We start from the raw sequence: 21,947 nt of genomic DNA, 5'->3' as shown, positions 1-21,947 counted from the left end.
CGTAGACAGGCACGAGGTGGCCAAGGCGGCCCACCTGTACGCCATGGCCACGTCGACAGGCACGAGGTGGCCAAGGCGGCCCACCTGTACGCCATGGCCACGTCGACAGGCACGAGGTGGCCAAGGCGGCCCACCTGTACGCCATGGCCTGGCAGCAGGCCTCGCAGGCGCCGCCGAGTGAGACCCGGGAACAGCGCGCCCGTCTGCAGGAGTTCAAGGAGATCCTCACCTCGCGGCGATGGCGGGACAAGGAGCGGCACCAAGCGGCGCAGACAGCGCCGGAAGGCACCTCCAGGTCGGTCTCCCCTACAGTGCCCCCGCCCCGGAAGCGGCTGGTTGCCGAACCGGCTCCGCGCGCGCCCTGCGGTGGTGCGGTCCTCGACCAGCAGCCCCGAGTCGTCCACGCCGCCCGTACCGGCGAAGCGGGAGCGCACGCAGGACTCGCCCACGGCGCCCAGGCCGCGGCCCTCGCGTACGTCGGAACCGGCGCTGCTGGAAGCCGGACAGCTGTGGGAGATCGCGAGCGATGTGCGGCCGCTGCTGGAGCAGACCGCCCGCGTCGGCGCCACCACGAGCTGGCCCGCGATCCGCAAGCACCTGCCGGGCCTGCCTCGCCTGCACCGCGACGATCAGAGCGTCATCCTGTGGCTGGTCGACGAGGAACGACGCAGCGGCGAACCTCTTCTCTCGGCCCTGGTAACCGTCGGAGACCGGCAGATGCACCCCCGATTCCCCGCGATCGCCGAACAGCTCGGGCTCTCCGCCGGACGCACTCCCGCGCAGCATCGCACCGCGTGGAGCTACGAGGTCCTGAAAGCCCACCAGCACTGGCGCCACCGGCGCTAGACGGTCCGGCAGCTCTGCATTGGGGGTCGGGAGCAGGAGCCCTTGCTGCCTCCGCGTGACGCCGGACGTCCGAACGCGAAGAAGACCTCGTTGCCGCCCGAGCGGCTCTTACCGAAGTTTCGATACCAGCCCTCGCACCCACGCGAAGCCAACGCCCGATCTCCGAGAGTAGTAGCGGACCCCTGAGACCAGGTGTGGGGCTTTGGGGGCCGGTGATCGCGCCGGTGACGAGTTGACCGGCCGTGTCGCAATGATCAGTGCCGTCGTTGATCCCCGTGATTCGCCCTGTCCCGGCAAGCATGGGAGACGACATGAAGACGAACCGCCCTTGGGGCAAGGCCGTTGTCATCGGCGGGAGTTACGCGGGGCTGGTGACGGCGCGGGTGCTTGCCGACTTCTTCGCGGAAGTTGTCATCGTGGAGCGGGGTGCCATGGACGAGGACACCGGTACCCATCCGGGTGCACCCCAGGGCTATCACGCGCACGCGATGCTGGCCAAGGGCGGCGAAATCCTGCAGCGGCTGTTTCCGGGGCTGCGGGAGGAACTGCGGGAAGCCGGTGCGCCGGTGTTCGACTACGGGCAGGGGATCGACTTCCTGCTGCCGACCGGACTGGCACCCCGGGGACGGACGGGGGTACAGATCCAGACATTCACCCGCGACGAGCTGGAGCGTCGGCTGCGGCGCAAGGTGCTTGCGCTTGCCGAGGTCACACTGATGGCCGCCACGCAAGTCTCGGGCCTGACCCGGGACGCCTCGGGGCGGGTGACCGGTGTGACGTGCCAGAAGCAGGGCGAGGAAGCGATCGACCTGGCCGCCGATCTGGTCGTCGACGCCTCCGGACGGTCCAGCTCACTGGAGGACTGGCTGCGCGCGGTCGGCGTCACGGTCCCCCCGAAGCGGACCGTGAAGGCGAAGGTCACCTACACGTCGATGACCTTCGACCGTCCCGAGGAGAGCGACCCGGACTTCTACGTCGCGTACCAGATGCTCTTCGCTCCCCGTGTGTCCCGGGCCGGGGTCCTGCTGGCCGTGGAGCGCAACCGGTGGACGTGCTCGCTGTTCGGCTTCCAGGACCAGCCACCGACCGATGACAAGGGCTACCTGCGGTTCGCGGAGAGCCTGGACAACCCGCTCCTGGCCGAGCAGATCAGACGCCGCACGGTCCAGGAGCCCACCTACCGCTACACCAACGTCGACAACCAGTGGCGTCCCTATCACGCCGTCAAGAGCTGGCCAGACCGGCTGGTTGCCGTCGGGGACGCGGTCTGCGTCTTCAATCCCGTCTACGGCCAGGGTCTGACCGTGGCTGCGATGGAGGCGGAGTTGCTGCACCGGATGCTCGCGCGCCGCAGCGCGTCCGGGAAGCAGTTGGACGGGCTGGCCGGCGGTTACCAGAAGCGGGTGGGTCGGTTGCTGCTCGGCCCATGGACGCTCTCCACCAATTCGGACCTGATGTGGAATCCGGACTGCCGGCCCCTTGGGGCAAGGTTCGCGCACTGGTACAACACGAGGCTCTTCCGTATCGCGGTGAAGGACGCGGCCGTTTGGTCGAGGTTCGTGCGGGTGGTGAACATGGTGGCTTCCCCCGCCGTACTGTTCCATCCCGCCGCGGCCCTCAAGGTCCTCTCCACAACGTTCACGCTGCGGGACTGACCTCTGAGGAACAGGACTCGGCGCAGGTCCCGAACGCCGCCGAAGGGCCGCCCACCTGCCCGCCGAGTGCCGCGAAGTGCTCGACGGCCGCGGGTTGACGCCTGCGCGGTCGAGGCAGATCCGGGCAGCGAGCTGGATGCCGAGTCCGGGGAACTCAGCAGGATCTCGGCGTCCGGGTGCTGAGGGAACGCCTCTTCCACCGCCTTCGCGAGGTCGTCGGCGGCGGTGCAGGCAGCTTCCAGCTGGACGAGGAGGGCAAGCATCTGCTTGCCGAGGGCATCCTCGACCAGCAGCGACTGGTGGGCCCAGTCGGCGCGGAACCCCGTCCGGAAGCTGACGCGTCGGCCGTTGAGCGCCGTGCAGGGCGTGGGTGTTCATGCCGGCGACCGTAGTGCGTGACACTGACATCTCCGGCGAGCAACCGTGCGTGGGTGCCCTGGGCGTTGTCCTGCGGCCCGCCGGGCTCGTGGTGCCGGTCGGCCTGGCGTCGTGCGGGACCGGTGCGGCGGTGGCGACCGGATCAGCAGGGGAGGCCGATGATGCCCCAGCCGCGGCGTTCGGCTTCCGTAACGACGTCGCCCCAGTCGGTCAGCAGCGACTTGAACGAGGGGAAGTCGTGGATCCAGCCGTCCGTCGCTGCGGCGTGGGTGGTGAAGGGGGAGCGCAGTTCCTCGATTCGCGGCGCGGCCTGATGGTGTCCCGCCGAGTGGCGTAGCCGGTCAGGGCCCTGGAACGCGCGGGTGTCCGCTCGGGGCGTGCACCCGCTGATGGTGACTGCTCCCTGAACAGAGGCAGGCCATCGCGCAAGTCGCCCTGGTGAACGGCCAGTTCAACCGGAGGAGGACGCGATGGCCTTGTCCCAGTCTGACCTGATGCGGCTGCTGAAGTCACTACGTACGGCCGACGGAGTCGAGTCCATCAGGGTGCTGTGCGAGCGCATCCTGCAAGAACTAGTCGAGGCCGAAGCAACCGAAGCCATTGGGGCCGCCCCGCGTGAGCACTCGAGCGAGCGCACCACCTGGCGCAACGGACACCGCGAGAAGCTGCTGACCAGCCAGGTCGGCGACCTGGACCTGAAGATTCCCAAGGTGCGGACCGGGTCGTTCTTCCCCTCGCTGCTGGAACGCCGACGCCGCATCGACCGGGCCCTGTTCGCCGTGGTGATGGAGGCATACGTGCACGGCGTCTCGACGCGCTCGGTCGATGACCTGGTCAAAGCGTTGGGTGCGGACTCGGGGATCTCGAAGTCTGAGGTGTCGCTTCCCCGGCTCGCCCTGGCAGAGGTGCCGCGTTCACTTCGTCCGAGACGTCTTCTCGGTGATCGAGAAGGAGTCGGCGGAGATGGTCGCGGCGACGATCCGCACCATCTTCGCGCAGACCACCGCTGAGCAGGTCCGCAGCCAACTGGACGTCGTGGCGGACATGCTCGGACGGCAGTTCCCGCAGGTCAAGACGATGCTGTTGGAGTCGGCCGGGGACATCACAGCGTTCGCGGACTTCCCGTCGGCGCACTGGAAGAACATCTGGTCAACGAACCCGCTGGAGCGGTTGAACCGGGAGATCAAACGTCGGGCCGACGTCGTGCAGGTCTTTCCCAACCCCGTCGCCCTTGACCGGCTCGCCGCCGCGGTCCTGGCCGAACTCCACGACGAATGGCAGGTCTTCGACCGGCGCTATCTCTCCGAGGGCTCCATGGCCGAACTCTTCACCGACACACCGGGCCCGCAGCAGCGGCAGATCCCCGCACAACCAGTTCTTTCGAGCAGCGGATCGGCGAACCCATCGGCGGCCTGATCCGGAGCATGCGCGGCGGCGACTCGTCAGCAACGTCCTAGGTAGCGTCTTGTCGATTACCTGGCCCTGGTGAACGCCAAGCGGCCCCCGGAAGGTAACCTGCCCCGGTCAACAGCAGGTTGACCTTCCATCATCATGCAGTAGCCCATGGGGGAACTCAGTCATGTCCGCACAGCAGCAGCGGAGGAGCCCGCTGCACTCGCTGCTCAGCGTCCTCATCGTCGTTGCGATCTTCGGCGGCGTCGCCTGGTACGTCTGGGACTACAACACCAATCCCAACGGCGGTAAGGCCAAGGAAGAGGCCGCGGAAGCCGCGCGGCTCAAGGAAGAAGAGAAGAAGGCCATCAACCGCGGCGACTGCGTCAAGGTCAAAGACGCCTACGGCGACAACCCGGCCCCCACGAAGGTCGACTGCGGCTCCCCCGACGCCCAGTTCAAGGCGGGCGAAATGCTCTACGGCCCCGACAAGAAGTGCGGCGCGCCCTACGACTACGGCATCCAGTACAGCAGCAGCCGGGGCGGCGACTACACCCAGTGCTACACCAAGCTCTGACGCCGCCGGCCTGATCTGGGCCCGCCTTTCGGCCGTCACCCGCACCGTCGGGTGACGGCCGGACCGCTTTCCGGCCGCCACCGCGCTCAGGCCAGCAGACTCTCCAACTCCGCCGCCGAAGGACGAATCGCAGCGGTGCCCTCGGCGGGCCGGTCAGCACATCGGCGACGTCGCCCTGGATCCGTCCTATCGGTCAGGCCTGCGGACGCGCGGGCCAGGACGAACCCCGCCAGCACATCGGTCCCGAAGTCCTCCAGCTCCTCCGGCGTCGGCAGTCCGCGGGCCTGTACACCGATCGGCGGAGAGCTGCACGCACCGTGAGCGGTAACGGTCACCGGTCATAGCCACGAGGTTCTGGGCCGTCGGACCGTCATAGGGAGGCGGTCGACGTGCGGATGCGCGCCGATGAGCTCACGGGGCGTGTGGTGCGGGTCTGGCTCCAGGCGGCAACGGCGCAGCACCGTGGCGAGGACGACGGTCATGGAAATCCAGGCGAAGTGGTCGCCGATGCACTTACGGGTGCCCTCGCTGAAGGGGATGTAGGCGCCCTTGGGCAAGGACGCTGCCGGTCGAGTGGCCCACCGGTCGGGGTCGAAGGTGAGCGGCTCGGCGTAGAGCCGGGGGTCGCGGTGGATGGCGTAGGCGCTGATGATGATCTCAGTGCCTTCAGGGACAGGGATGCCGGTGATCGTGGTGGGGGTGTTGCTGCGGCGCATAACGACGGCCAGCGGGTACAGACGGGCGGTCTCCTGGAGCACCCGTCGGGTGTAGACGAGGTTGGCGATATCCACATGCTCAACGGGGCGGTCGCCGAGCACGGTGGCGATCTCCTCGGTGAGCCGTCGTTCGATCTCAGGATGTTGGCCAATGTGGTGGAACGCCCAGGACAGCACGGTGGCCGTGGTTTCCGATCCGGCGAGCACCAGGTTGACAACTTCGTCGCGTATCTGGGCGTCAGGCATGGGCCGACCGCTGTCGTCACAGGCGGTGGTGAGGGCGAAGAGAAGGTCGTCGTGTCCGGTGCCATCGGTGCGGTAGCGGTTGACCGTCTGATCGATGGCACGGTGAAGGTGCCGGACGGCCTGGTGGTATCGGCGGTTGACTGGCAGGGGCAGGCGGGACAGGGGCCCGGGCAGGATCGCCTGCGTGAGGATGCCAGCGTTGACGTGGGCCATCGCCCGGGCGATCGGGGTGTCCGCTGTGGGGCGGGAGGAGAACATCACCTCGGCGGCGGTGGCGAAGGTGAGGTCCAGCAGAGCCTCGTTCAACAGGATGCGGTCGCCGAAGCGCAGGGAGCTGGTGAACGTCTCACTTTGGCGCGCCATGGTGCGTGTGTAGCCGACCAGTCGGCGGTGGTGGAAGGCGGGCTGGATCAGTTTGCGCTGTCGGGCGTGCAGCACGCCGTTGGAGGTGATCAGGCCGTTCCCGAGGACGGGGCGGAGCCGGTCGAAGAGCCGACCCTTGTCGAAGTGCCGGCCATGGGTGACGAAGACGTCGTGCGCGGCCTGCGGGCTGGTGGCCAGGCAGACCGGCCATCCGCCCAGGTCGATCCGGACAAGCGGCCCGGCCTCGCGCAACGAGCACAGGAAATCCAGGGGGCGGTGCAGCAGGCGCGGCAAGTGCCCGGCCACGGGTAGACACCCAGGGGCGACGGGCACCGCGGTGAGCGTACTCCTCATACGACGTCCCCCGGAGCCGGGCGGACGCCTTCGAGCTGCCACCACCAGGCGATCGAGGCCAGGGGTACGGGGACTTCGCCGGTGTCGGTGGCCTGGTCGGTGTAGCGGGGCGCGCCGGGGTCCGGGCGGTAACGACGGCTGCCCAGAGCCCAGTCGAGATTGGCGCGCAGCCACTGCCCCAGGCTCGTGAGATAGCGGTGCAGCTCCGGGCTCGCGTCGTCGTACGCCCGCTCTCTCACCCGGAGGAAGAGGCTCATGATGCTGTCGCGCAGGGCCACTGCCCGCGGCAGTGCCTGCTGTGGGGTGATGTGGTGCTCCTTCGCGAGGCAGTTGAGGTAGTTGAGCTCGTTCGGTCGGCGGACGGCCTCCTTGTTGTACGAGTACAGATCGTTGTCGCAGATGATCAGGGTCCAGCACATCTCGGTGAGGGCCCGTACCACCGGCGCGTGGTAGGTACGGGCGGGCAGGAGGTAACCGTCGGCGAGGTCGTTGAGCGCGGTCAGCGGCTCCATGCCGATGCTGCCGAGGCGGATCATCAGGTATGTGTCGAGGTCCGGGCAGATGCCCCGGCCCCGGTAGCGGGTCTCCCAGGCCAGGCCGGACAGCAGGCGCTGGATGCCGGCGGCCCACCGCTGGGACTGTTCGTGCGTCGCGCAGGCGTCGACGCGTCGGCGCAGGTCGCGCAGGGCGCGGGCCCAAGGATCGTCGGGAAGCAGCGCCGCCGAGGGAGCCTGTGCCACGCGGCTCATCCTGCCCAGGTACTCGATCGCCTCCTCGGGGCGGTCGCCCAAGGGGCCTTCTTCGAAGTGGCAGTCGTCGAAGGTGAATCCCCAGTACATGAAGTCAGCGGCGATCTGGACACGGTCGGGCAGGGCGTGGGGCATCGCCTGCGGGATGACGATGCCCGCCTGGGCGGCTGCGAGCGCGTCCAGCCGCCGGCGGTCCGTGTACGCGCCCATGTCGGTGATCCACTTCAGGGCCCTGTGCTCGACATCCTCGGCGTCCGGCCGGTTCACCGGCGGGATGGGGCAGTAAAACGGTGGGACCGTCAGCAGCGTGTCGGCGCTCATACGACCTCGTCTCGTCCAGGGTTGAGCTCGTCACGTGTCAGTGGTCGCGGTGGATCACCTCGGCGGCCAGGGCTCTCAGGGCCGCGCGACCCGGCGACGCGATGTCCTCACGCTCCAGGCAGTGCTGCGCCAGATCAATCTGCCGTCTGGCTTCGGCCTCGGCGGCGGCTCGTCCGCCAGCCTGCTCGATCACGTCCGTCATCTCCCGCAGAAGCCCGGTGCCGATTCCGCCGTCCCGGTACAGGCGGTCGACCTGCCGGGCCGGTGCCCCGCCGGCGGCCAGGGCGGCGAGGACCGGCAGGGTCTTCTTCCCCGCCAGCAGGTCGGTCCCGACCGGTTTGCCCGTCCGGGCGGGGTCGCCCCAGATGCCCAGCACGTCGTCAACGCACTGGAAAGCTACGCCCAGGTGGCGCCCGAAACGGCACAGTGCGTCCACCACCTCGGGCGCGGCATGAGCGAGGGTCGCGCCCAGGGTGCACGCGGTGGACGTGAGCGAGCCGGACTTGTCCGATGCCATCTCCAGGTAGGAGTCCCACGAAACGTCGCCGCGTCGCTGGAAGCTCATGTCTGCGCTTTGACCATGCATCAGGTCCTGCAGGGACCGCTGGACCGCCTCCCCGGCAGCCGGGATGCCCAGGTCCGTCACCACGCGCAGAGCCAGCACCAGCAGCGCATCACCCGTCAGTAGTGCAGCCGGGACGCCGAACTCCACCCAAGCCGAGGTGCGATGCCGCCGCGTGCGATCGCCGTCCATGATGTCGTCGTGCAGCAGGGTGAAGTTGTGCAGCAACTCCACGGCGACAGCGCCCGCCACCGCATCGGCCTCCCTTCCACCGCCGGCCACCGCACTCGCCAGAGTCAGCGCCGCCCGCACGCACTTGCCGAGCCCCGCACTCCCCGCCGGACCGCCCTGCCCCGCTGCGAGTCCCAGATGGTGCTCGGCCACCGCCCGTAACGGAGCAGGCAGGGTGGCCACTGCCTCCGCCATGCCGACTGCCACCAAATCGGCCGCCGTTCGTTCCACGCCGCTTCCCCGCTTCGTGGGCTTGGGCCATCGCGGACGACCTTGCTCGGCCATGACTTCGCCCACCGCTCTGCTGCCGCAACGCCCGCCGTTTCGACGATGGTGCGAAGGGCATCGTTCATCTCTTCCTGCTTCCTCTCCAAGGCCCGGGGGAAGGATGCGGGTCCGTTGGGGCGCATTCGCAGCATGGAGAGCGAGCGCATGCCTCTGCGGGGTGGACCCGTACGCGAGGCGTACTGACGGGCGCGCGCCCCCAGCGCACGACCACGGCGCACCGCACCCCTGCGAAGACACACGTCGACCGGCTGGCGACCTCGTGCACGGTTGGCCGTGACGCGTCGAGGGTTGTGGCTGCGCTCGACTGTTCACGCTCGAGGAGTGCTGGGACGGGTGGCGGGTCTGCTGGTGTGAGAGGAGTACGGCGACCGCTTGGACGATGTCGCTCACGTGCTCGCGGCGTCCGTGGTGGCGGGCGAGGGATCGCCAGTTCTTCAGGTGGGCGATGCCGCGCTCGACGCGGATGCGCCGTGAGAAGTGGGCCTTGCGCTGGGCTTTCGTGCATCTCCTCGTACCAGGCAGGAGCGTTCTTCTTGAACTTGCGGTGGGGCGGTGTCACCACTCGTCCGCCGGTCTCTGCGCCCATGCCCTGGTAGCCGGCATCGGCGAGGACTGCGTCGTAGTAGGTGAGCAGTGAGCCACCACCGAGCCCGGAAGACTGCGGTTCCACAACTGTCAGTACTGCCTGCGTGGCGACCGCGGGGGCGGGGCGGGCGGCCGCGATCATCAACTGATGGCAGGTGCCCTCCTTGCAGCCATCATCGGCCCGGGTGGGTAGGAGCTGACGCCGGAGGGCGCGCCGTCGCTGTCGGTGGCGACCGATTCCCTGGCGGACGGCTCGGTACCGGATCGAGTGGGGTCCGATGCGATGCCGGAGCTCTGGGAGAGGAGGGAGACGGCGGCAGCAGTGGGGCTCAGCAGAGGGAGAGCGATAGCCGCCACAGAAGCAGCAGCAACAACGGCACGACGGACGGGCACGGTTGGGCGTGTCGAGCGACTCCGCGCCCCGCCTGCTGATCACCGCGGACGAGGGCGGCTCGAACAGCTACCGCTACCGGGCCTGGAAGTCGGAACTGGCCGCCTTCGCCGCCAAAACGGGCTTGGCGATCACGGTGTGTCACTCTCCTCCCGGCACATCGAAGTGGAACAAGGTCGAGCACCGCTGCTCTCCCCCATCGCCATGAACTGGCGCGGCCGCCCGCTGACCAGCTACAGAGTGGTCGTCAAGAACCATCACCGCGACGCGGACCCGAACCGGACTGCGGGTCGAGGCCGAGCTGGACGACGTGATTGCCAGACGTGACTGCCAGCCGCGGGATGCCGGCCTTCCAGGTGGTGATGACCGGCGCGCTGACTCGGCCTGAGGCACGGGCACGCGTTCTGTCCGACGGCAGCGAACACAACGTCCGAGGCGTCCTGGAACTCCAGAAGGGCGGCCGATGCCCGCCCGTGCCCAACGCCCACCGCATCCCCGGCTACCCGCCCGGCTCGCTCGCCGGGAGGCGCTGCTCCGCCCAGATCGTCTTCCCGCCGGTGGTGTGGCGGGTGCCCCAGCGGTCGGTGAGTTGTGCAACGAGGAGCAGGCCGCGTCCGCCCTCGTCGAAGACGCGGGCCCGGCGCAGGTGGGGGGAGGTGCTGCTGGCGTCGGAGACCTCGCAGATGAGGCCGGTGCCGTGGATGAGACGGAGCACGATCGGCGGTCGGCCGTAGCGGATAGCGTTGGTCACGAGTTCGCTGACGACGAGTTCCGTGACGTAGGCCAGCTCGTCGAGTCCCCAGACGGCGAGCTGATCCGATGCCAACTGCCGTGCCTGGGCCGCGACGGCCGGGTCGGAGGGCAGCGTCCAGCTGGCGACCTGGGAGGAGTCGAGTGCTCGCGTGCGGGCGAGGAGCAGGGCGATGTCATCCTCGGGGCTTTCCGGGAGCAGTGCCTTCACCACGTGGTCGCAGGTCTCTTCGAGTGAGGCAGGCGCGCTGGTCAGGGCGGCGCTCAGGCGGCGCAGGCCGAGGCCGACGTCGTGGTCGGCGGACTCGATGAGGCCGTCGGTGTAGAGGGCGATCAGGCTGCCCTCGGGTAGTTCCAGTTCGGCGGACTCGAAGGGCAGGCCGCCAAGCCCGAGCGGGGGCCCTGCCGGGAGGTCGGGGAAGTCCACGGTGCCGTCGGGCAGGACGATGGCCGGGGCCGGATGGCCGGCGCGGGCGAGGGTGCAGCGGCGGGAGGCCGGGTCGTAGACGGCGTACAGGCAGGTGGCACCGATGTCCCCGCTCTCGCGTTCGCCGGTGTCGACGGCTCGTGGGCCTTCTTCGCGGTCGAGGCGCAGTACGAGGTCGTCGAGGTGGGTGAGCAGCTCGTCGGGCGGCATGTCGACGTCGGCCAGCGTGCGGACGGCGGTGCGCAGGCGGCCCATGGTGGCGGACGCCTGGAGGCCGTGGCCGACGACGTCGCCGACGACGAGGGCGACGCGGGCGCCGGACAGCGGGATGACGTCGTACCAGTCGCCGCCGACGCCGGCCCGGGAGCCCGTCGGCAGATAACGGGCGGCGGCCTCCACGGCGGCCTGCCGGGGGGTGTGCAGCGGGAGCATGCTGCGCTGGAGGGCCAGGGCCGTGGACCGTTCCCGGGTGTAGCGGCGGGCGTTGTCGACGGAGAGGGCGGCGCGGGCGGCGACGTCCTCGGCGAGGAGCAGGTCGTCGGCGTCGAAGGGTTCCGGGTTGCGGTGCCGTACCAGGTGGGCGAGGCCCAGGGTGGTGCCGCGGGCCCGCAGGGGCACGAGGAGGAGGGAGTGGGCGCCGAGCCGGCGCAGGGCGCGGACCTGTGCGGGGTCAAGGCTGCGCTGGAGATCTGGGTCATCCAACCGGTGCAGCGATGCCTTTCCCGAGGCCAGGGCGTGGGCCATGGGTGAGCTGTCGGGGTAGTGGACCGGTTGTCCTGGCCGGAGAGGCGACTCGGGGCAGCCGGGGACGACGGACTGCTGAGCGGTGCGCGAGACAGCCACCCGGCCGGAGGACGGTCCCGGCTCCGGCTCGTCGCCCTGGAGCACCGGTTCGAGGAGATCGACGGCGACGAAGTCGGCGAATTGCCCCGTGGCCACGTCGGCGAGCTCCTGGACGGTGCGGGCGACGTCCAAGGTCGTCCCGATGCGCACCCCGACTTCATTGGCGGCGACCAGGCGCTGCCGGGCCCGGTACTGCGCGGTGATGTCGAACGCCCCGACGGCCACGCCCCGCGCCCGGCCCGTGGGATCCTTCAGCGGGTAGACGAAGTTCGACCAGGCCCGCCGCCGTGTCTCGCCGGGAGCCCGCAGGAGTCCCTCCTCCCACACCGGACGCCCTGACCGCAGTACGCCCTCCATGAGCTGGTCGAGCCGCTGGTATCCGCGTCCGGGCTGCATCTCGGTCAGCCGCAGGCCCAGGACGTCCTCCTCCCGGACGGCCATGATCCTCAGGGCCTCGGCGTTCGCCGTCACCAGGCGGTTGTCCTGCCCGAAGACGCCGACCAGGATCGGCAGCTGGTCGAAGGCCCACTCCCGCAGGGCGGTGGCGTCGCCGTGAACCTTCGTGGCCGTGACGATCCACTCCCGCCTGCCGTCCGCGCCGCAGGCGGGCAGCACCTGGACGTCGGCCTCGACACCGCTGCCGTCGCGGTGGCGCAGCTCAAGGCGTGCGCTTCCTTCGGTGTGTTGGGCGAGGCTGCGCCGCAGGGACGGAGGCAGACCGACGGCCACGAACTCGGTCGCGGCGTGGCCCACCAGCCCGTCCGGGGGCTGGCCGAGCAGCCGTGCGGCTCCAGGAGTGCAGGTCAGGATGGTTCCGTCGGTGTCCACCGTGGCCGCAGCGTGAGGCCACCGGACAGCCCCCTGTCCGTGGACCGGCACGGGTCCCGCCGTATCGCTCTGTGTTCGTCTGGGCATATGCCGGATTCCTTGCTCCGCCGCGCGACGGATCGACTCCCGCCCTCCAGCATGGCCTTCCGAGCCGCCCTGGGCAGCCGCTAGGTCGTGCCTTCCGGATCTTCAGCGGCCGGCTCGCCGTAGGTTGTCGTAGCCCTGCACGGCGCACCCTCCCGGAACCCGACTCTTCAAAGTACGCCTTCGAGCCGCTCGCCGTCACCGAGCGGGGGCAGGAGCCGTACGCCGGACACCGCGCGCTGCCCGGCGGATTCCTGCTCCCCGAGGAGTCCGCGGAGAGCGCCGCCGGGCGTGAACTCGCTGAGGAGACCGGCCTGCCGAACACCGCTGAGCTCCACCGGGAGCAGCGACCCCCGGACCTCCGGGGACGCCTCCACGTACGGCGAACACGTACCGCGAACCTGTACCGCGAACTTGTACGGCGAACCGCTGGATCTACGGGCCGGGTACGTCAGCATCCTCCGCGACCGCAGCGCCGGAGGCGCAGGCCACTCCCACTGAGCGCCCTGCGCGAACCGGACCAGTGATGCGGCGGCACCCAGCCGGTGGCCTGGGTCCGCAAGGTTCGCCCTATGTACGTTCCGTCTGGCCCTCGCCTGACGGGGTTCGTCGGCCTGGAACTGCCCGACGTCCTGGCGCTCGCCGACATCGTGGTTGGCCGTCGACCACCGCCGCGTCACACACCAAGAAGCCGCATGGTTTTCCGGCCCGTCGAGCGCCCGCCGGGGCGTTCCAGCAGTCGGTGCGCTCAGGGTATCGAAGCGGTTTGTCGCCGCGTCTTCGGCAGCGGTGTGCAGGTCACCTCTGCTGTCGAGTTGGACTCGGGCATGTACAACAACGTGTATCGCCAAAGCCTCCTGGACGGCGTCCCTGCCCCCGAGCACCTGCGTGACCATCCCCCACGGCCTGGCCCGCATTCTGCGGACAGCTGGGCACTGTCGCCAGGGCTGTACACGCGGTGAAAGGCCCGCACTTCGGGCCCGTCAACGGCCGGTCATACGACTTGTGGAGCCAGGCAGTGATCACGATGAGCGCGGTGCTCGCCGACCCGACGTGAGCGGGACCGGTCTCGTGGGTCGGTTCACCATGGATGCGGACCTGCCGCCACAGCGCGTCGGCCCGCTCCTCGAACTCGACCGTGTCCATGCCGGTCACCACAGAGTAGCCCGGCCGGTGAGCACCGACCCCCGCGGCATGGACCAGGCCGCCGAGCGGCGCCCGCCAGCGGACGAACGACACCCCCGGCCCCCCGTCTGCGGGAGCCCGGTGACCGACGTCAGCCGCCTGCTGCGGGGACTGATGAAGAACCAACCTCGGCGGCACGGTCACGTGGCCGAGGGCAACGTCGAGCAGGGTCGCGAAGACGTCGATGCCCAGGGCGTGTTGGCTGAGGAGCCCGACCTGCCCGGCGCCGAGCCGGGCAGCGATCTCGATGACCGTGCACCGCCCGGCGGCGTCGACGATGACCTCCGTGTGTGAGGCGCCGTGGCGGATGGCCGACTGCCCGGATCGCCGCATCCGCCTCCACGCGGTGGACACCGCGGGTGACGCGCGTCTCGGTGACGGCGAGATGCGTGGTAACGCCCTCCTGCGTCATGGATTCGACGCTGTACTCGATGCCAGCGACGTACGCCTGCACGAGGACGCGCGGGTCGCGCCTGCCGATCGTACGGTTCACCCACCCCGCGGACGGTCTCGGCGGCCGCAGCGGCTTCGGCCGAGTCGGCTGCCACGCTGTTGACGGTGAGCACGGCGCCAACACCGCGACGGCGCGCGTAGGCGGCGATCTCAGGCGGCGATCTCCTCTACCGCCTGTTCGGGCTGGGCGAGATCGGTGCGCACCCGCCCGGCCAGCAGCCCCGTCAACTCGGAGCTGTAGGCAGCGTATTCGGCCAGGGGTGGTCGCGAGGTGGACGGCGTGGCCGCGAGCGGCCGCCACCTTCGTGAGGGCGCCGGACTCGGGGCCGGCCGCGTCCAGCATCGGCCTCCAGGGTCTTGATCAGTCCGGTGCACTGTGCGTTGACCAGGACCGTGTGCTCGTCGGCCGAGAGGACGTCGAGGTCGATGTAGGGGCTGGTGAGAACCAGGTCCTCGTCGTGGTGGACGGGGAAGGTCCAGGGTCGGACTCGGGCGGCACGATGTACCGCCAGGAGCGCAGCGGCTCGGGCATCAGGTCCCGGATGCCCGCGTGCCGGGCGTGGAACACGCCAGGTCGCAGGCGAGCACCATCGAGTCAATGTGGTTGTCCGCCATGCGCGCACACCCGGTGGACGCGGCAGTCGTGGCCGAGGTGCCGCTGAAGCCAGTCGAGTCCCTGTTCGTGGTTGCTCTGGGCGACGTTGACGACCAAGTCGCGGCCCAGGCAGAGCACTTGAGCGCCGTCGAGCGTCATCTCCAGGCCCGCGTCGTACGGCTTGGGCTGCGGATCCTGAATCGGCTCAGCATGCCGCCACCAGTTCGGCATTCCATCGGCCACTCCCCCGTTCACATCGTTCTGCCCGTCCAGCGGACGCTCCCGACCGGGACAACTTCGGCCACGCGAGCGACGAAGCGGGTATGGCGCACTCAAGTTCTGATCCTTCTCGGGGTCCGAGCCCTCGACCAGGCCGAACAGCGTGGATCAGCAGCGCACTTCCTGGGAGGTGGTCATCCGCCTGGTTTGCCATGCGGGAGGCCGAGGATGATGTTGGCGGCGCGGGCGATGACCGGGGCGCGGGTGGTGCCGGGGTGGTCGGCGGCGAGGAAGTGGCTGCCGATGGCCGTGCAGAAGGCAAGCAGGGCGCGGGCCTCGATCTCGTCAGGGTCATCGCAGAAGGTGCCGATTGCGTCGCGCGCCAACTGCATGCGCTTGTTGTCCACGCGGCGCAGGCGCTCGGCGACGGCGTGGTCGCGGCGGGCCCAGTCGCGGATGGCCAGATCGATGGGCAGCAGGCGGTCGCTGGAGAAGGTGAGCCGCCCAGCCATGCGGACCTTGTCCCGCGCATCGCCGCCCTCCCGATCGACCTGGTCGATCACGTCGTCCACGCTCTCGCGCTCCCAGGTGTCCAGCATCTCGGCCAGCAGCGCGTCGCGGTCGGCGAAGTACCCGTAGAAGCCGCCCTTGGTCACCCCCAACGCCTTGGCGAGCGCCTCGACCCGCACCGCGTCCACACCGCCCGCGGCCAGCATCCGCAGTCCCTCCTCCACCCACCTCTCGCGCGGTGTGCGCAATGCGCCCATCGTGGCCCACCTCACCCTGTCCGACCGTCCGACCTGTTGTACGGAGCCGTATAACGTTCTAGCCTCGCGTTGTACGTGACCGTATAACCCAGAGGGGACACCGTCATGTCATTCGGTTTCGTTGCCTTCCACTACCCGGCCCCTGAGCACGTCGACGAGTTCGTCGCCAAGTGCCACCAGGTCGCCGAGGCGATGCGGCAGCAGTCAGGCTTCCTGTCCGTCGGGGTCTGGGTCACCCCAGCCGGCGACGCCGTCGTCACCACCGGCGCGTTCGAGTCCGAGGAGGCATTCCGGGCGACGGCCGACCTTGCCCGCGAGATGGACGCGACGCCCGACGGCCTGAGCGACCTGGAGGTCAGGCCCCGCGAGGTCCACTTCCTTGTGTCGCGGTAGGAACGCCGCGAAGGGTCAGCACTCGACTTCGCCGCATCCGCTTAGGAGTGCTGACCGGACGCGGCTGGCGGGCGAGTTCCTCACTCAGCGGCCGTCGTCTCTCCCCCGGGCACAGCCTGTGCCTCCGGCGCCGTTGAAGGTCAGCCGGTCGGCGATGGCCGCCCCGTGGCGCGGTGGGCCGAGAGGCACCGCACCACGGGGCCGCGGGGAGGCGATGGGCAGGGCGGGGGCGCGGACACGCCGTCCGGCAGCCCGACCTGACGGTGGGTCAGCCGGTGGGCATCAGCACACGGGTGGCCCCCTCCTTGCTGTTGTGCCGGTCCGCCCAGGTCATCAGCGCCGTATGGCACGCGTGGTCCAGGTGGCGGAGGTCGACCAGGTCCAGCTCGATGTGCCGGTCCTTCGGCAGCGCTTCCAGGGTGTCCAGGATCCGGGGCAGCCGTAGGAAGGTGGCGTTGCCCGAGACGACCACGCGCAGCGGTGCTGACCTGTGGCCGCTCCGGTCGACGTCCACCTGGACATACGAGGTCTCCCATGCGGTCTTGGCGACCGCGAGCAGCAGACCGGCAAGGACGCCTTCGAACATGCTGGTACGCGTGTACGACGTGCCGAGCCTGCGGGTCGTCGACACCTCGGTGTTCCCGACGGTGCCGCGCGGCAACACCAACGCACCCACGATCATGGCCGCGGAGAAGGCGGCCGACCTCCCCAAGGGAGCCACGCGATGACCGGATCCCCCTGGCGTCCGACCAGGTCCGGCGATCGCCCGGGCCGTCGACGACCTGGCCCGCGGTGAGGCCGCGTGGGCCGGCCGCGACCTGGCGGTAGCGACGCGAACTCCTTGAGCAGGCGTAAGCGGCGACCGGCGAGCAGGCCGAGGCATGGGTGCGCGCGGCGGGCGGGCGGCCGCCCTAGGGGCACGGGACCGTGGTGACGTTCTTTCAGGGGCGGGCGAAACGTGCCCTTCCAGGTGACCTTCTCCTCGCGCCAGAGGCGGCGCAGGAGCTCGTACTCTTCGGCCTGGTGGTCCCGCTGGAGGCCCTCGTCGAGGCCGAACAGAGCGAAGTGGCCCTCTCAGCGCCCTTGCCGATGACGAGTTCGATCCGGCCCTTGGAGAGCTGGTCGAGGGTCGCGTACTCCTCGACCACCCGCACCGGGTCGAGGACCGCGAGGACGGCGACGCCGGTGAGCAGCCGGATCCGCGAGATGCGGGCGGCCAGGGCGTCGAGCAGGACCACCGGGCTGGAGGACGGGAAGGGACGCGCGTGCCGCTCCCCCACCGCGTAGGCGTCGAAGCCGAACTCGTCCCGATGACCCCGGTCCCGACGACCTCGGCCAACCGGTCGGCGGCCGGGCCGAGTTCGGCGGTGTGCGGGTGCGGGGCGTGGCCGACGAGGGCCAGGACCTGGAATCTCATGACGGCTCCTGGGCGTGGGGTAGGCGGGCCGAGGTGGTCGCGCAGGGTGTGGCCCTCGTACTCGCGGAAGGCGCCCTCGGCCATGTCATGGCCGGCGACGCGGACGGGTGTGGCCCTCGTACTCGCGGAAGGTGCCGCGTTCCTGCAGGAGCGGAACGACCCGGTCGACGAACTCGTCCAGACCTGCGGGTGTGATGTGAAGTGCGGGACGAGGATGAAGCCGTCGGGGCGTCGGTCTGGACGTACGCGTCCAGTGCGGCGGCGACCGTGGCCGGGGTGCCGATGAAGGTCTGCCGGGCGGTCGGCAGCCTCGACCTCGCCCCGGAGAATGCCTCGCCACGGTCGTCGAGTCCGGCTTCGGCAAGTCCACGGTCGCCCGCCACAGCATCCGCTGCGCACCGCGTTCACCGGGACGCCCGCGTATGCACCGGACCCGCGCTGGGTGATCACCGGCAGGTACGTCCCCTTCGCCGAGCCGCGGCCAACCACCGTGGGCGCCGCCGTCGAGGGACCGCAGCACGTCTACGACGCGCCCGGCCGGATCCACTTCCGGGTCGACGGCCGGGAATTGGGCCTGACCGCGTTCATCGGTCAGGTCCAGGGCAGCCTCATGGTGCTGTTCACCGACGCGACCTCGGGCGTGACCACGTACCCGGCCAACCGCGCCCTGCGGGTCGACGCACCCGGGCCCGACGGAAGCGTGGTACGTGACTTCAACCGCGCCACCAACCTGCCGTGCGCCTACACCGACTTCGCGACCTGCCCGCTGCCATCCGCCGAGAACCGGCTCCCGGTCGGGATCGAGGCCGGACGCAACCCGGGGCCCATGCAGCCGACTTGCTCCTGACGTGCGCGTCAGGGATCAGCGTGCGTCGACCGGTACGGCCGGGCCCGCCCTCGGCTCGTCAGCGCGCCCGAACGACTGCAGGGCGAGTCGCGGCGAGCCGAGCAGTTGCTCGAAGGAGAAACGGGCAGGTATGAGCAGGCCGTTCGGGGTGCGCCCGTCGACGACGGGGTGGCGGTCGGCAGCGGGCCGCCTGCTCTCCCGGCGGGCGGCGGGCGGCCGCGGAGCGGCCCCAGGCCGAGGTCGAGGCGGCCCGGGTGCAGCGCGTCGAACAGGCCGAACTGCTTATGGTCGTAGGGTTCCTCCGGCTCAGGCGGTGACGGCGGCCTAGCGGTTGGCGGGGCTGGCCAGGCCGAGAGGGCCGCGCCGAGTGTCGGCCTCGTAGGCGGAGCGGAAGGCGCCCCGGCGCTGTAGTTCGGGGACCAGGCCCTGGGTGATGGCCGGGAGGTCGTGGTCGAGGACGGCGGGGCGCAGCCGGAAACCGTTCAGCCCGGCCGACTGCAACTCCTGAAGTGCAGCTTGTCGCGGTCGATGAAGCGGTCGGTGGCGGTGTCCCGGATCTCCGCGTCGTCCTCCCAGTCGAGGTGGCGATGGCCGTGGAGATGTGGAACGGCTCCGTGTGCGTGACCACCGTGGTCGGAGCCAGGCCGATGTGCCGGGTGAGCGGGGCGATGCGGGCGGCGTCGAGGACGGCGTCCAGGCGGCCGCGGACCTGGTCGGTGCGGCCGTGCAGGCCGAGGCCATCCTCGAAGGTCACGAAGTCGAGCAGACCGCGCTCGGCCTCGGCGACCAGACCGGCCCGGTATCCGGCGGTGAACAGGTCCCGGGGACGGGCCACCGGTTCGCGCCAGGCAGCGGCACGAGGCTGAACTGCCGCATTCAGGTCAGGGTTCAGGCTGCGGGCTGCGGGCTGCGGGCTGCGGGCTGCCGCACCGGACCCACCGCACAACTCACGATGATCAACGGTGGCCGCACCGTTCCCCCGCCGCCCCCGACCCGCAACCTCACCATCCATCGCTGGACCACCCGGCGACCGGGGGCTTGCCGCCCCATAGGGTGTGGCTGCCATCACACCCGACCTACGTCACATCGGACGCCGCTGCGCTGTCCTGTCTTCGGAAGCGCGAGAAGGGATCGTGAGGATGAAGGCAGTCATCGTGTGCACCTCCGTGTCGCACGGCAATACGCGTCGTGTCGCCGACAGCATGGCCCAGGTACTGGGCGCGAAGGTCGTCTCCCCCGAGCAGGCCGGCCCGGCGGAACTCGCCGACGCCGACCTCGTGGGATTCGGCTCGGGCGTCTTCTACAGCAGGCTCCATCCCCGCCTGACCGACTTCGTCAAGGCACTTCCCACCAGGCGGGGCCGGGCCTTCGTGTTCGCCACGAGCGGGCTCCCAGAAGTACCTCTAGCGCCTTTCACCCGCCCCCTGGTCCGGCTCCTCGAAGGCAAGGGCTTCGAGGTGGACGGGAGCTTCTCATGCCGGGCGTTCGACACCTGGACGCCTTTCAAGCTTGTCGGCGGTATCAACAAGCAGCGGCCGAACACCGGGGACCTGGCCGCCGCGCGGGCGTTCGCCGAGCAACTGCGGGATGGGCGAGGGCCGGTGTCCTGACTCGTCCCTATTCGGGGGGCCTCTCCTCATGGATGCGAGTGCAGGGCCCGAGATGATGGCAGTCCCGGAGGGGCAGGTCATGCTGTCGGACCGGCGGACACAGCGGAGTTGGGCAGCAGTCGAGCTGGCCTCCTACCAACTCGCGACGTACTCCGTCACCCACTGCAATGCGCGCAGGTCACCGGCGAACATCCAAGCACCGTTTCCGTGGAGACCGGTTGCCCGTCGAGGGCGTCTCCTGATGGGACGCGGATTCTGCAACGTCTTGTAGAGACCGGCCCGAGGTGGCAAGTCTGAGATGATGAGGTGGGGGTAACGATGATCACGATCCGGACTTTCGCGGAATCCGACCGCGACGAGCTGCGCAAGCTGTTCGGCCGCGCAGGCCAGGGCGCTCCGTCTGCTTCATTGTGGGGGCACGAGGAGTCTGAAGCCGCCATCTACCTTGACCCATACATGGACTTGGAGCCGGACTCGCTGTTCGTCGCTGTGGTTGACGGAGCCTTGGTCGGCTATCTGGCGGGATGCCTCGATAGCTCGAAGTTCCCCAGCGAGAATGAGCGCATGCAGAAGGCCATCCGCAGGTACCGGCTGATCGTGCGGCCCAAGACCACGGCGTTCTTCGCGCGCGGCATGGTTGACATGGCGTTGGCCACGGTCCGGCGAGAATCCACCGCAGGAGACTTCGTGGACGGGCGATGGCCGTCGCACCTGCACATCAACGTGGCACCTGCGGTTCGGGGAACCGGCGCCGCCGATGGGTTGATGAGGCGATGGTTCGACCGGCTCAGCGAAACCGACTCGCCCGGGTGTCATCTGCAGACGCTGGTCGAGAACACCCGTGCGGTGCGCTTCTTCGAACGCATGGGCTTTGCCAAGCATGGTCCGACTCCGTTGGTGCCAGGAATCAGGCACGGCGGCAAACGACTTCACCAGCAGACGATGGTCTGGAGCCCGTGACCGCCGTCTGCTTCCCGGAGATGGTGCGCCGCCGTGCCTGATCCCGGAGAAGGTCGATCAGGCCGCCAACCGCAAGAAGAAGGGCCGGTGGGACGGGCGGCCCGTCTCCCACGACGCCGAGCTCTACCGCCAGCGGAACACGGTAAAAGGCTGCATCAACAAGATCAAGGAGTGGCGGGAGCTGGCCACCCGTATGACTGTGAGGATGGCGGTGCCGTCTCGGTGTCTCGGTGGTGGTTTGACCCGCGCTACGACTGACTGTCCTGTCCTGTGTCTTGATCTGTCGACCGCTGGCCGGGGCGGCCCTCGCTGTTTCGCCGGGCCGGCGGGTGTGTCCCGATAGGGGCCTTCGCGACAGGCACCTTCACAGTCCTGACCACCCTGCCAGCCCGGCGACGGCCACCAGCCCTCCGGTTCGATGGCAGGAGACCGATGACCAGTGCCAGCATGGGGCCAGCCGACCCGTTTGCACCATCACCGCCATCGCGAGGTCGTGCTCTGCGTTGATACCCACAAGGACGCGCACGTGGCAGCCGTGGTCTCCACGACCGGCAAGCTGACCGGGACCCGCAGCTTTCCCACCACGGCTGACGGCTACCGGCAGTTGTTGGACCGGGCCCGCTCAGAAGGCGTGGTCAACCGGGCGGGAGTGGAATGCACTGGTTCATACGCAGCCGCGTTGAGCCGCTTTCTGCGCGGCCACGGGCTGGTCGTGGTCGAGGTGAACCAGCCAGACAAGGCCATACGTCGGCGTCGTGGCAAGACCGACGCCGTCGACGCTGAGGCGGCAGCGCATGCCGTGCGGTCCGGCAGGGCCACCGCGACGGCGAAGCCCGCGGACGGCCCGGCTGAAGCCCTCCGGCTCTTCAAGATGGCCAAGGTCTCCGCGCTCAAGCAGCAGATCACCGACGTGAT

General features: G+C 69.7%; 16 protein-coding genes and 10 pseudogenes. 14 read left to right on the top strand and 12 right to left on the bottom strand.

The features are described from left to right. The first annotated feature begins 369 nt into the window (after positions 1–369). Both ACWD10_RS08325 and ACWD10_RS08320 read left to right on the top strand, forming a co-directional pair. Positions 370–846 (top strand): hypothetical protein, encoded by a 477-nt coding sequence (locus ACWD10_RS08325; protein ID WP_451088267.1) that lies wholly within the window; start codon positions 370–372, stop codon positions 844–846. 311 nt (positions 847–1,157) lie between these two features. Beyond that, positions 1,158–2,501: an FAD-dependent oxidoreductase gene (locus ACWD10_RS08320; protein ID WP_451088265.1), complete on the top strand. Its 1,344-nt coding sequence runs from the start codon at positions 1,158–1,160 to the stop codon at positions 2,499–2,501. 117 nt (positions 2,502–2,618) lie between these two features. Here ACWD10_RS08320 and ACWD10_RS08315 read toward each other — a convergent pair. Next, a pseudogene (locus tag ACWD10_RS08315) lies at positions 2,619–2,830 on the bottom strand (IS110 family transposase); the annotation flags it as partial. Between the two features lie 519 nt (positions 2,831–3,349). On the opposite strand from ACWD10_RS08315, the pseudogene ACWD10_RS08310 reads away from it, so the two are divergent. Next, positions 3,350–4,295, top strand: a pseudogene (locus ACWD10_RS08310) (transposase). Positions 4,296–4,458: 163 nt separating this feature from the next. Further along, positions 4,459–4,848, top strand: a complete 390-nt coding sequence (locus ACWD10_RS08305) for an LppU/SCO3897 family protein (RefSeq protein ID WP_451088263.1) — start codon at positions 4,459–4,461, stop codon at positions 4,846–4,848. 338 nt (positions 4,849–5,186) lie between these two features. Here the strand turns inward: ACWD10_RS08305 and ACWD10_RS08300 are convergent, their stop codons facing one another. From ACWD10_RS08300 to ACWD10_RS08285, 4 genes and pseudogenes are all read right to left on the bottom strand, one after another. Continuing rightward, positions 5,187–6,506: a cytochrome P450 gene (locus tag ACWD10_RS08300; RefSeq protein WP_451088261.1), complete on the bottom strand. Its 1,320-nt coding sequence runs from the start codon at positions 6,504–6,506 to the stop codon at positions 5,187–5,189. A 17-nt stretch (positions 6,507–6,523) separates the two neighbouring features. Continuing rightward, positions 6,524–7,597, bottom strand: a complete 1,074-nt coding sequence (locus ACWD10_RS08295; RefSeq protein ID WP_451088259.1) for a terpene synthase family protein — start codon at positions 7,595–7,597, stop codon at positions 6,524–6,526. A 37-nt stretch (positions 7,598–7,634) separates the two neighbouring features. Continuing rightward, positions 7,635–8,621, bottom strand: a complete 987-nt coding sequence (locus tag ACWD10_RS08290) for a polyprenyl synthetase family protein (protein WP_451088257.1) — start codon at positions 8,619–8,621, stop codon at positions 7,635–7,637. Between the two features lie 682 nt (positions 8,622–9,303). Beyond that, a pseudogene (locus tag ACWD10_RS08285) lies at positions 9,304–9,405 on the bottom strand (hypothetical protein); the annotation flags it as partial. Positions 9,406–9,679: 274 nt separating this feature from the next. On the opposite strand from ACWD10_RS08285, the pseudogene ACWD10_RS08280 reads away from it, so the two are divergent. Further along, positions 9,680–9,961: pseudogene (locus ACWD10_RS08280) on the top strand (ISAzo13-like element transposase-related protein); the annotation flags it as partial. 192 nt (positions 9,962–10,153) lie between these two features. Here the strand turns inward: ACWD10_RS08280 and ACWD10_RS08275 are convergent. Beyond that, complete coding sequence (locus ACWD10_RS08275) at positions 10,154–12,589, bottom strand: SpoIIE family protein phosphatase (RefSeq protein WP_451088255.1); 2,436 nt, start codon at positions 12,587–12,589, stop codon at positions 10,154–10,156. A gap of 98 nt (positions 12,590–12,687) precedes the next feature. Between ACWD10_RS08275 and ACWD10_RS08270 the strand changes: the two are divergent. Both ACWD10_RS08270 and ACWD10_RS08265 read left to right on the top strand, forming a co-directional pair. Next, positions 12,688–12,933: pseudogene (locus ACWD10_RS08270) on the top strand (NUDIX domain-containing protein); the annotation flags it as partial. A 919-nt stretch (positions 12,934–13,852) separates the two neighbouring features. After that, positions 13,853–14,065 carry a hypothetical protein gene (locus ACWD10_RS08265; protein ID WP_451088254.1) on the top strand — a complete coding sequence of 71 codons (213 nt, stop codon included), beginning with the start codon at positions 13,853–13,855 and terminating at the stop codon, positions 14,063–14,065. Between the two features lie 754 nt (positions 14,066–14,819). On the opposite strand, the gene ACWD10_RS08260 is transcribed toward ACWD10_RS08265, so the two are convergent. Further along, positions 14,820–15,050, bottom strand: a complete 231-nt coding sequence (locus ACWD10_RS08260) for a hypothetical protein (RefSeq protein ID WP_451088252.1) — start codon at positions 15,048–15,050, stop codon at positions 14,820–14,822. 182 nt (positions 15,051–15,232) lie between these two features. Next, positions 15,233–15,805 carry a TetR/AcrR family transcriptional regulator gene (locus tag ACWD10_RS08255; protein ID WP_451088250.1) on the bottom strand — a complete coding sequence of 191 codons (573 nt, stop codon included), beginning with the start codon at positions 15,803–15,805 and terminating at the stop codon, positions 15,233–15,235. 105 nt (positions 15,806–15,910) lie between these two features. On the opposite strand from ACWD10_RS08255, the gene ACWD10_RS08250 reads away from it, so the two are divergent. Further along, a complete protein-coding gene (locus ACWD10_RS08250) occupies positions 15,911–16,198 on the top strand; it encodes an antibiotic biosynthesis monooxygenase (RefSeq protein ID WP_451088248.1) in 288 nt (95 codons plus the stop codon). A gap of 268 nt (positions 16,199–16,466) precedes the next feature. Here ACWD10_RS08250 and ACWD10_RS08245 read toward each other — a convergent pair whose 3' ends face one another. Continuing rightward, complete coding sequence (locus tag ACWD10_RS08245) at positions 16,467–16,784, bottom strand: hypothetical protein (RefSeq protein ID WP_451088246.1); 318 nt, start codon at positions 16,782–16,784, stop codon at positions 16,467–16,469. On the opposite strand from ACWD10_RS08245, the gene ACWD10_RS08240 reads away from it, so the two are divergent. Continuing rightward, complete coding sequence (locus tag ACWD10_RS08240) at positions 16,783–16,926, top strand: GMC oxidoreductase (protein ID WP_451088244.1); 144 nt, start codon at positions 16,783–16,785, stop codon at positions 16,924–16,926. The two genes, ACWD10_RS08245 and ACWD10_RS08240, sit on opposite strands and share 2 nt — an antisense overlap. A gap of 213 nt (positions 16,927–17,139) precedes the next feature. Here the strand turns inward: ACWD10_RS08240 and ACWD10_RS08235 are convergent, their stop codons facing one another. Next, on the bottom strand, positions 17,140–17,478 hold the full coding sequence (locus ACWD10_RS08235; protein WP_451088242.1) for an LLM class flavin-dependent oxidoreductase: 339 nt from the start codon (positions 17,476–17,478) through the stop codon (positions 17,140–17,142). Between the two features lie 243 nt (positions 17,479–17,721). Beyond that, positions 17,722–17,917 (bottom strand): annotated as a pseudogene (locus ACWD10_RS08230) (F420-dependent methylene-tetrahydromethanopterin reductase); the annotation flags it as partial. A 71-nt stretch (positions 17,918–17,988) separates the two neighbouring features. Between ACWD10_RS08230 and ACWD10_RS08225 the strand changes: the two are divergent. Further along, positions 17,989–18,462: pseudogene (locus ACWD10_RS08225) on the top strand (DUF1684 domain-containing protein); the annotation flags it as partial. 324 nt (positions 18,463–18,786) lie between these two features. Here the strand turns inward: ACWD10_RS08225 and ACWD10_RS08220 are convergent. Then, a pseudogene (locus tag ACWD10_RS08220) lies at positions 18,787–19,408 on the bottom strand (hypothetical protein). A gap of 193 nt (positions 19,409–19,601) precedes the next feature. Between ACWD10_RS08220 and ACWD10_RS08215 the strand changes: the two are divergent. The 4 genes and pseudogenes from ACWD10_RS08215 to ACWD10_RS08200 form a co-directional block, all read left to right on the top strand. Continuing rightward, complete coding sequence (locus ACWD10_RS08215; protein WP_451088240.1) at positions 19,602–20,072, top strand: flavodoxin family protein; 471 nt, start codon at positions 19,602–19,604, stop codon at positions 20,070–20,072. Positions 20,073–20,390: 318 nt separating this feature from the next. After that, positions 20,391–21,032, top strand: a complete 642-nt coding sequence (locus tag ACWD10_RS08210; protein ID WP_451088238.1) for a GNAT family N-acetyltransferase — start codon at positions 20,391–20,393, stop codon at positions 21,030–21,032. A gap of 37 nt (positions 21,033–21,069) precedes the next feature. After that, positions 21,070–21,225, top strand: a pseudogene (locus ACWD10_RS08205) (IS5/IS1182 family transposase); the annotation flags it as partial. A 246-nt stretch (positions 21,226–21,471) separates the two neighbouring features. Next, positions 21,472–21,942, top strand: a pseudogene (locus tag ACWD10_RS08200) (IS110 family transposase); the annotation flags it as partial. Between the last annotated feature and the right edge of the window lie 5 nt (positions 21,943–21,947).

The sequence above is a fragment of the Streptomyces sp. NPDC002851 genome, assembly GCF_053591935.1.
Note: the sequence above shows the minus strand (reverse complement) of the source record. Positions and strands in the feature narration are given on the sequence as shown.

What these genes read in the sequence shown, in the direction of transcription:
- ACWD10_RS08240 (WP_451088244.1), top strand. Translation starts at nt 16,783, where the DNA reads ATGCTGGTACGCGTGTACGACGTGCCGAGCCTGCGGGTCGTCGACACC.
- ACWD10_RS08210 (WP_451088238.1), top strand. Translation starts at nt 20,391, where the DNA reads ATGATCACGATCCGGACTTTCGCGGAATCCGACCGCGACGAGCTGCGC.
- ACWD10_RS08295 (WP_451088259.1), bottom strand. Translation starts at nt 7,597, where the DNA reads ATGAGCGCCGACACGCTGCTGACGGTCCCACCGTTTTACTGCCCCATC.
- ACWD10_RS08320 (WP_451088265.1), top strand. Translation starts at nt 1,158, where the DNA reads ATGAAGACGAACCGCCCTTGGGGCAAGGCCGTTGTCATCGGCGGGAGT.
- ACWD10_RS08260 (WP_451088252.1), bottom strand. Translation starts at nt 15,050, where the DNA reads ATGCCGAACTGGTGGCGGCATGCTGAGCCGATTCAGGATCCGCAGCCC.
- ACWD10_RS08255 (WP_451088250.1), bottom strand. Translation starts at nt 15,805, where the DNA reads ATGGGCGCATTGCGCACACCGCGCGAGAGGTGGGTGGAGGAGGGACTG.
- ACWD10_RS08305 (WP_451088263.1), top strand. Translation starts at nt 4,459, where the DNA reads ATGTCCGCACAGCAGCAGCGGAGGAGCCCGCTGCACTCGCTGCTCAGC.
- ACWD10_RS08250 (WP_451088248.1), top strand. Translation starts at nt 15,911, where the DNA reads ATGTCATTCGGTTTCGTTGCCTTCCACTACCCGGCCCCTGAGCACGTC.
- ACWD10_RS08215 (WP_451088240.1), top strand. Translation starts at nt 19,602, where the DNA reads ATGAAGGCAGTCATCGTGTGCACCTCCGTGTCGCACGGCAATACGCGT.
- ACWD10_RS08275 (WP_451088255.1), bottom strand. Translation starts at nt 12,589, where the DNA reads ATGCCCAGACGAACACAGAGCGATACGGCGGGACCCGTGCCGGTCCAC.
- ACWD10_RS08245 (WP_451088246.1), bottom strand. Translation starts at nt 16,784, where the DNA reads ATGTTCGAAGGCGTCCTTGCCGGTCTGCTGCTCGCGGTCGCCAAGACC.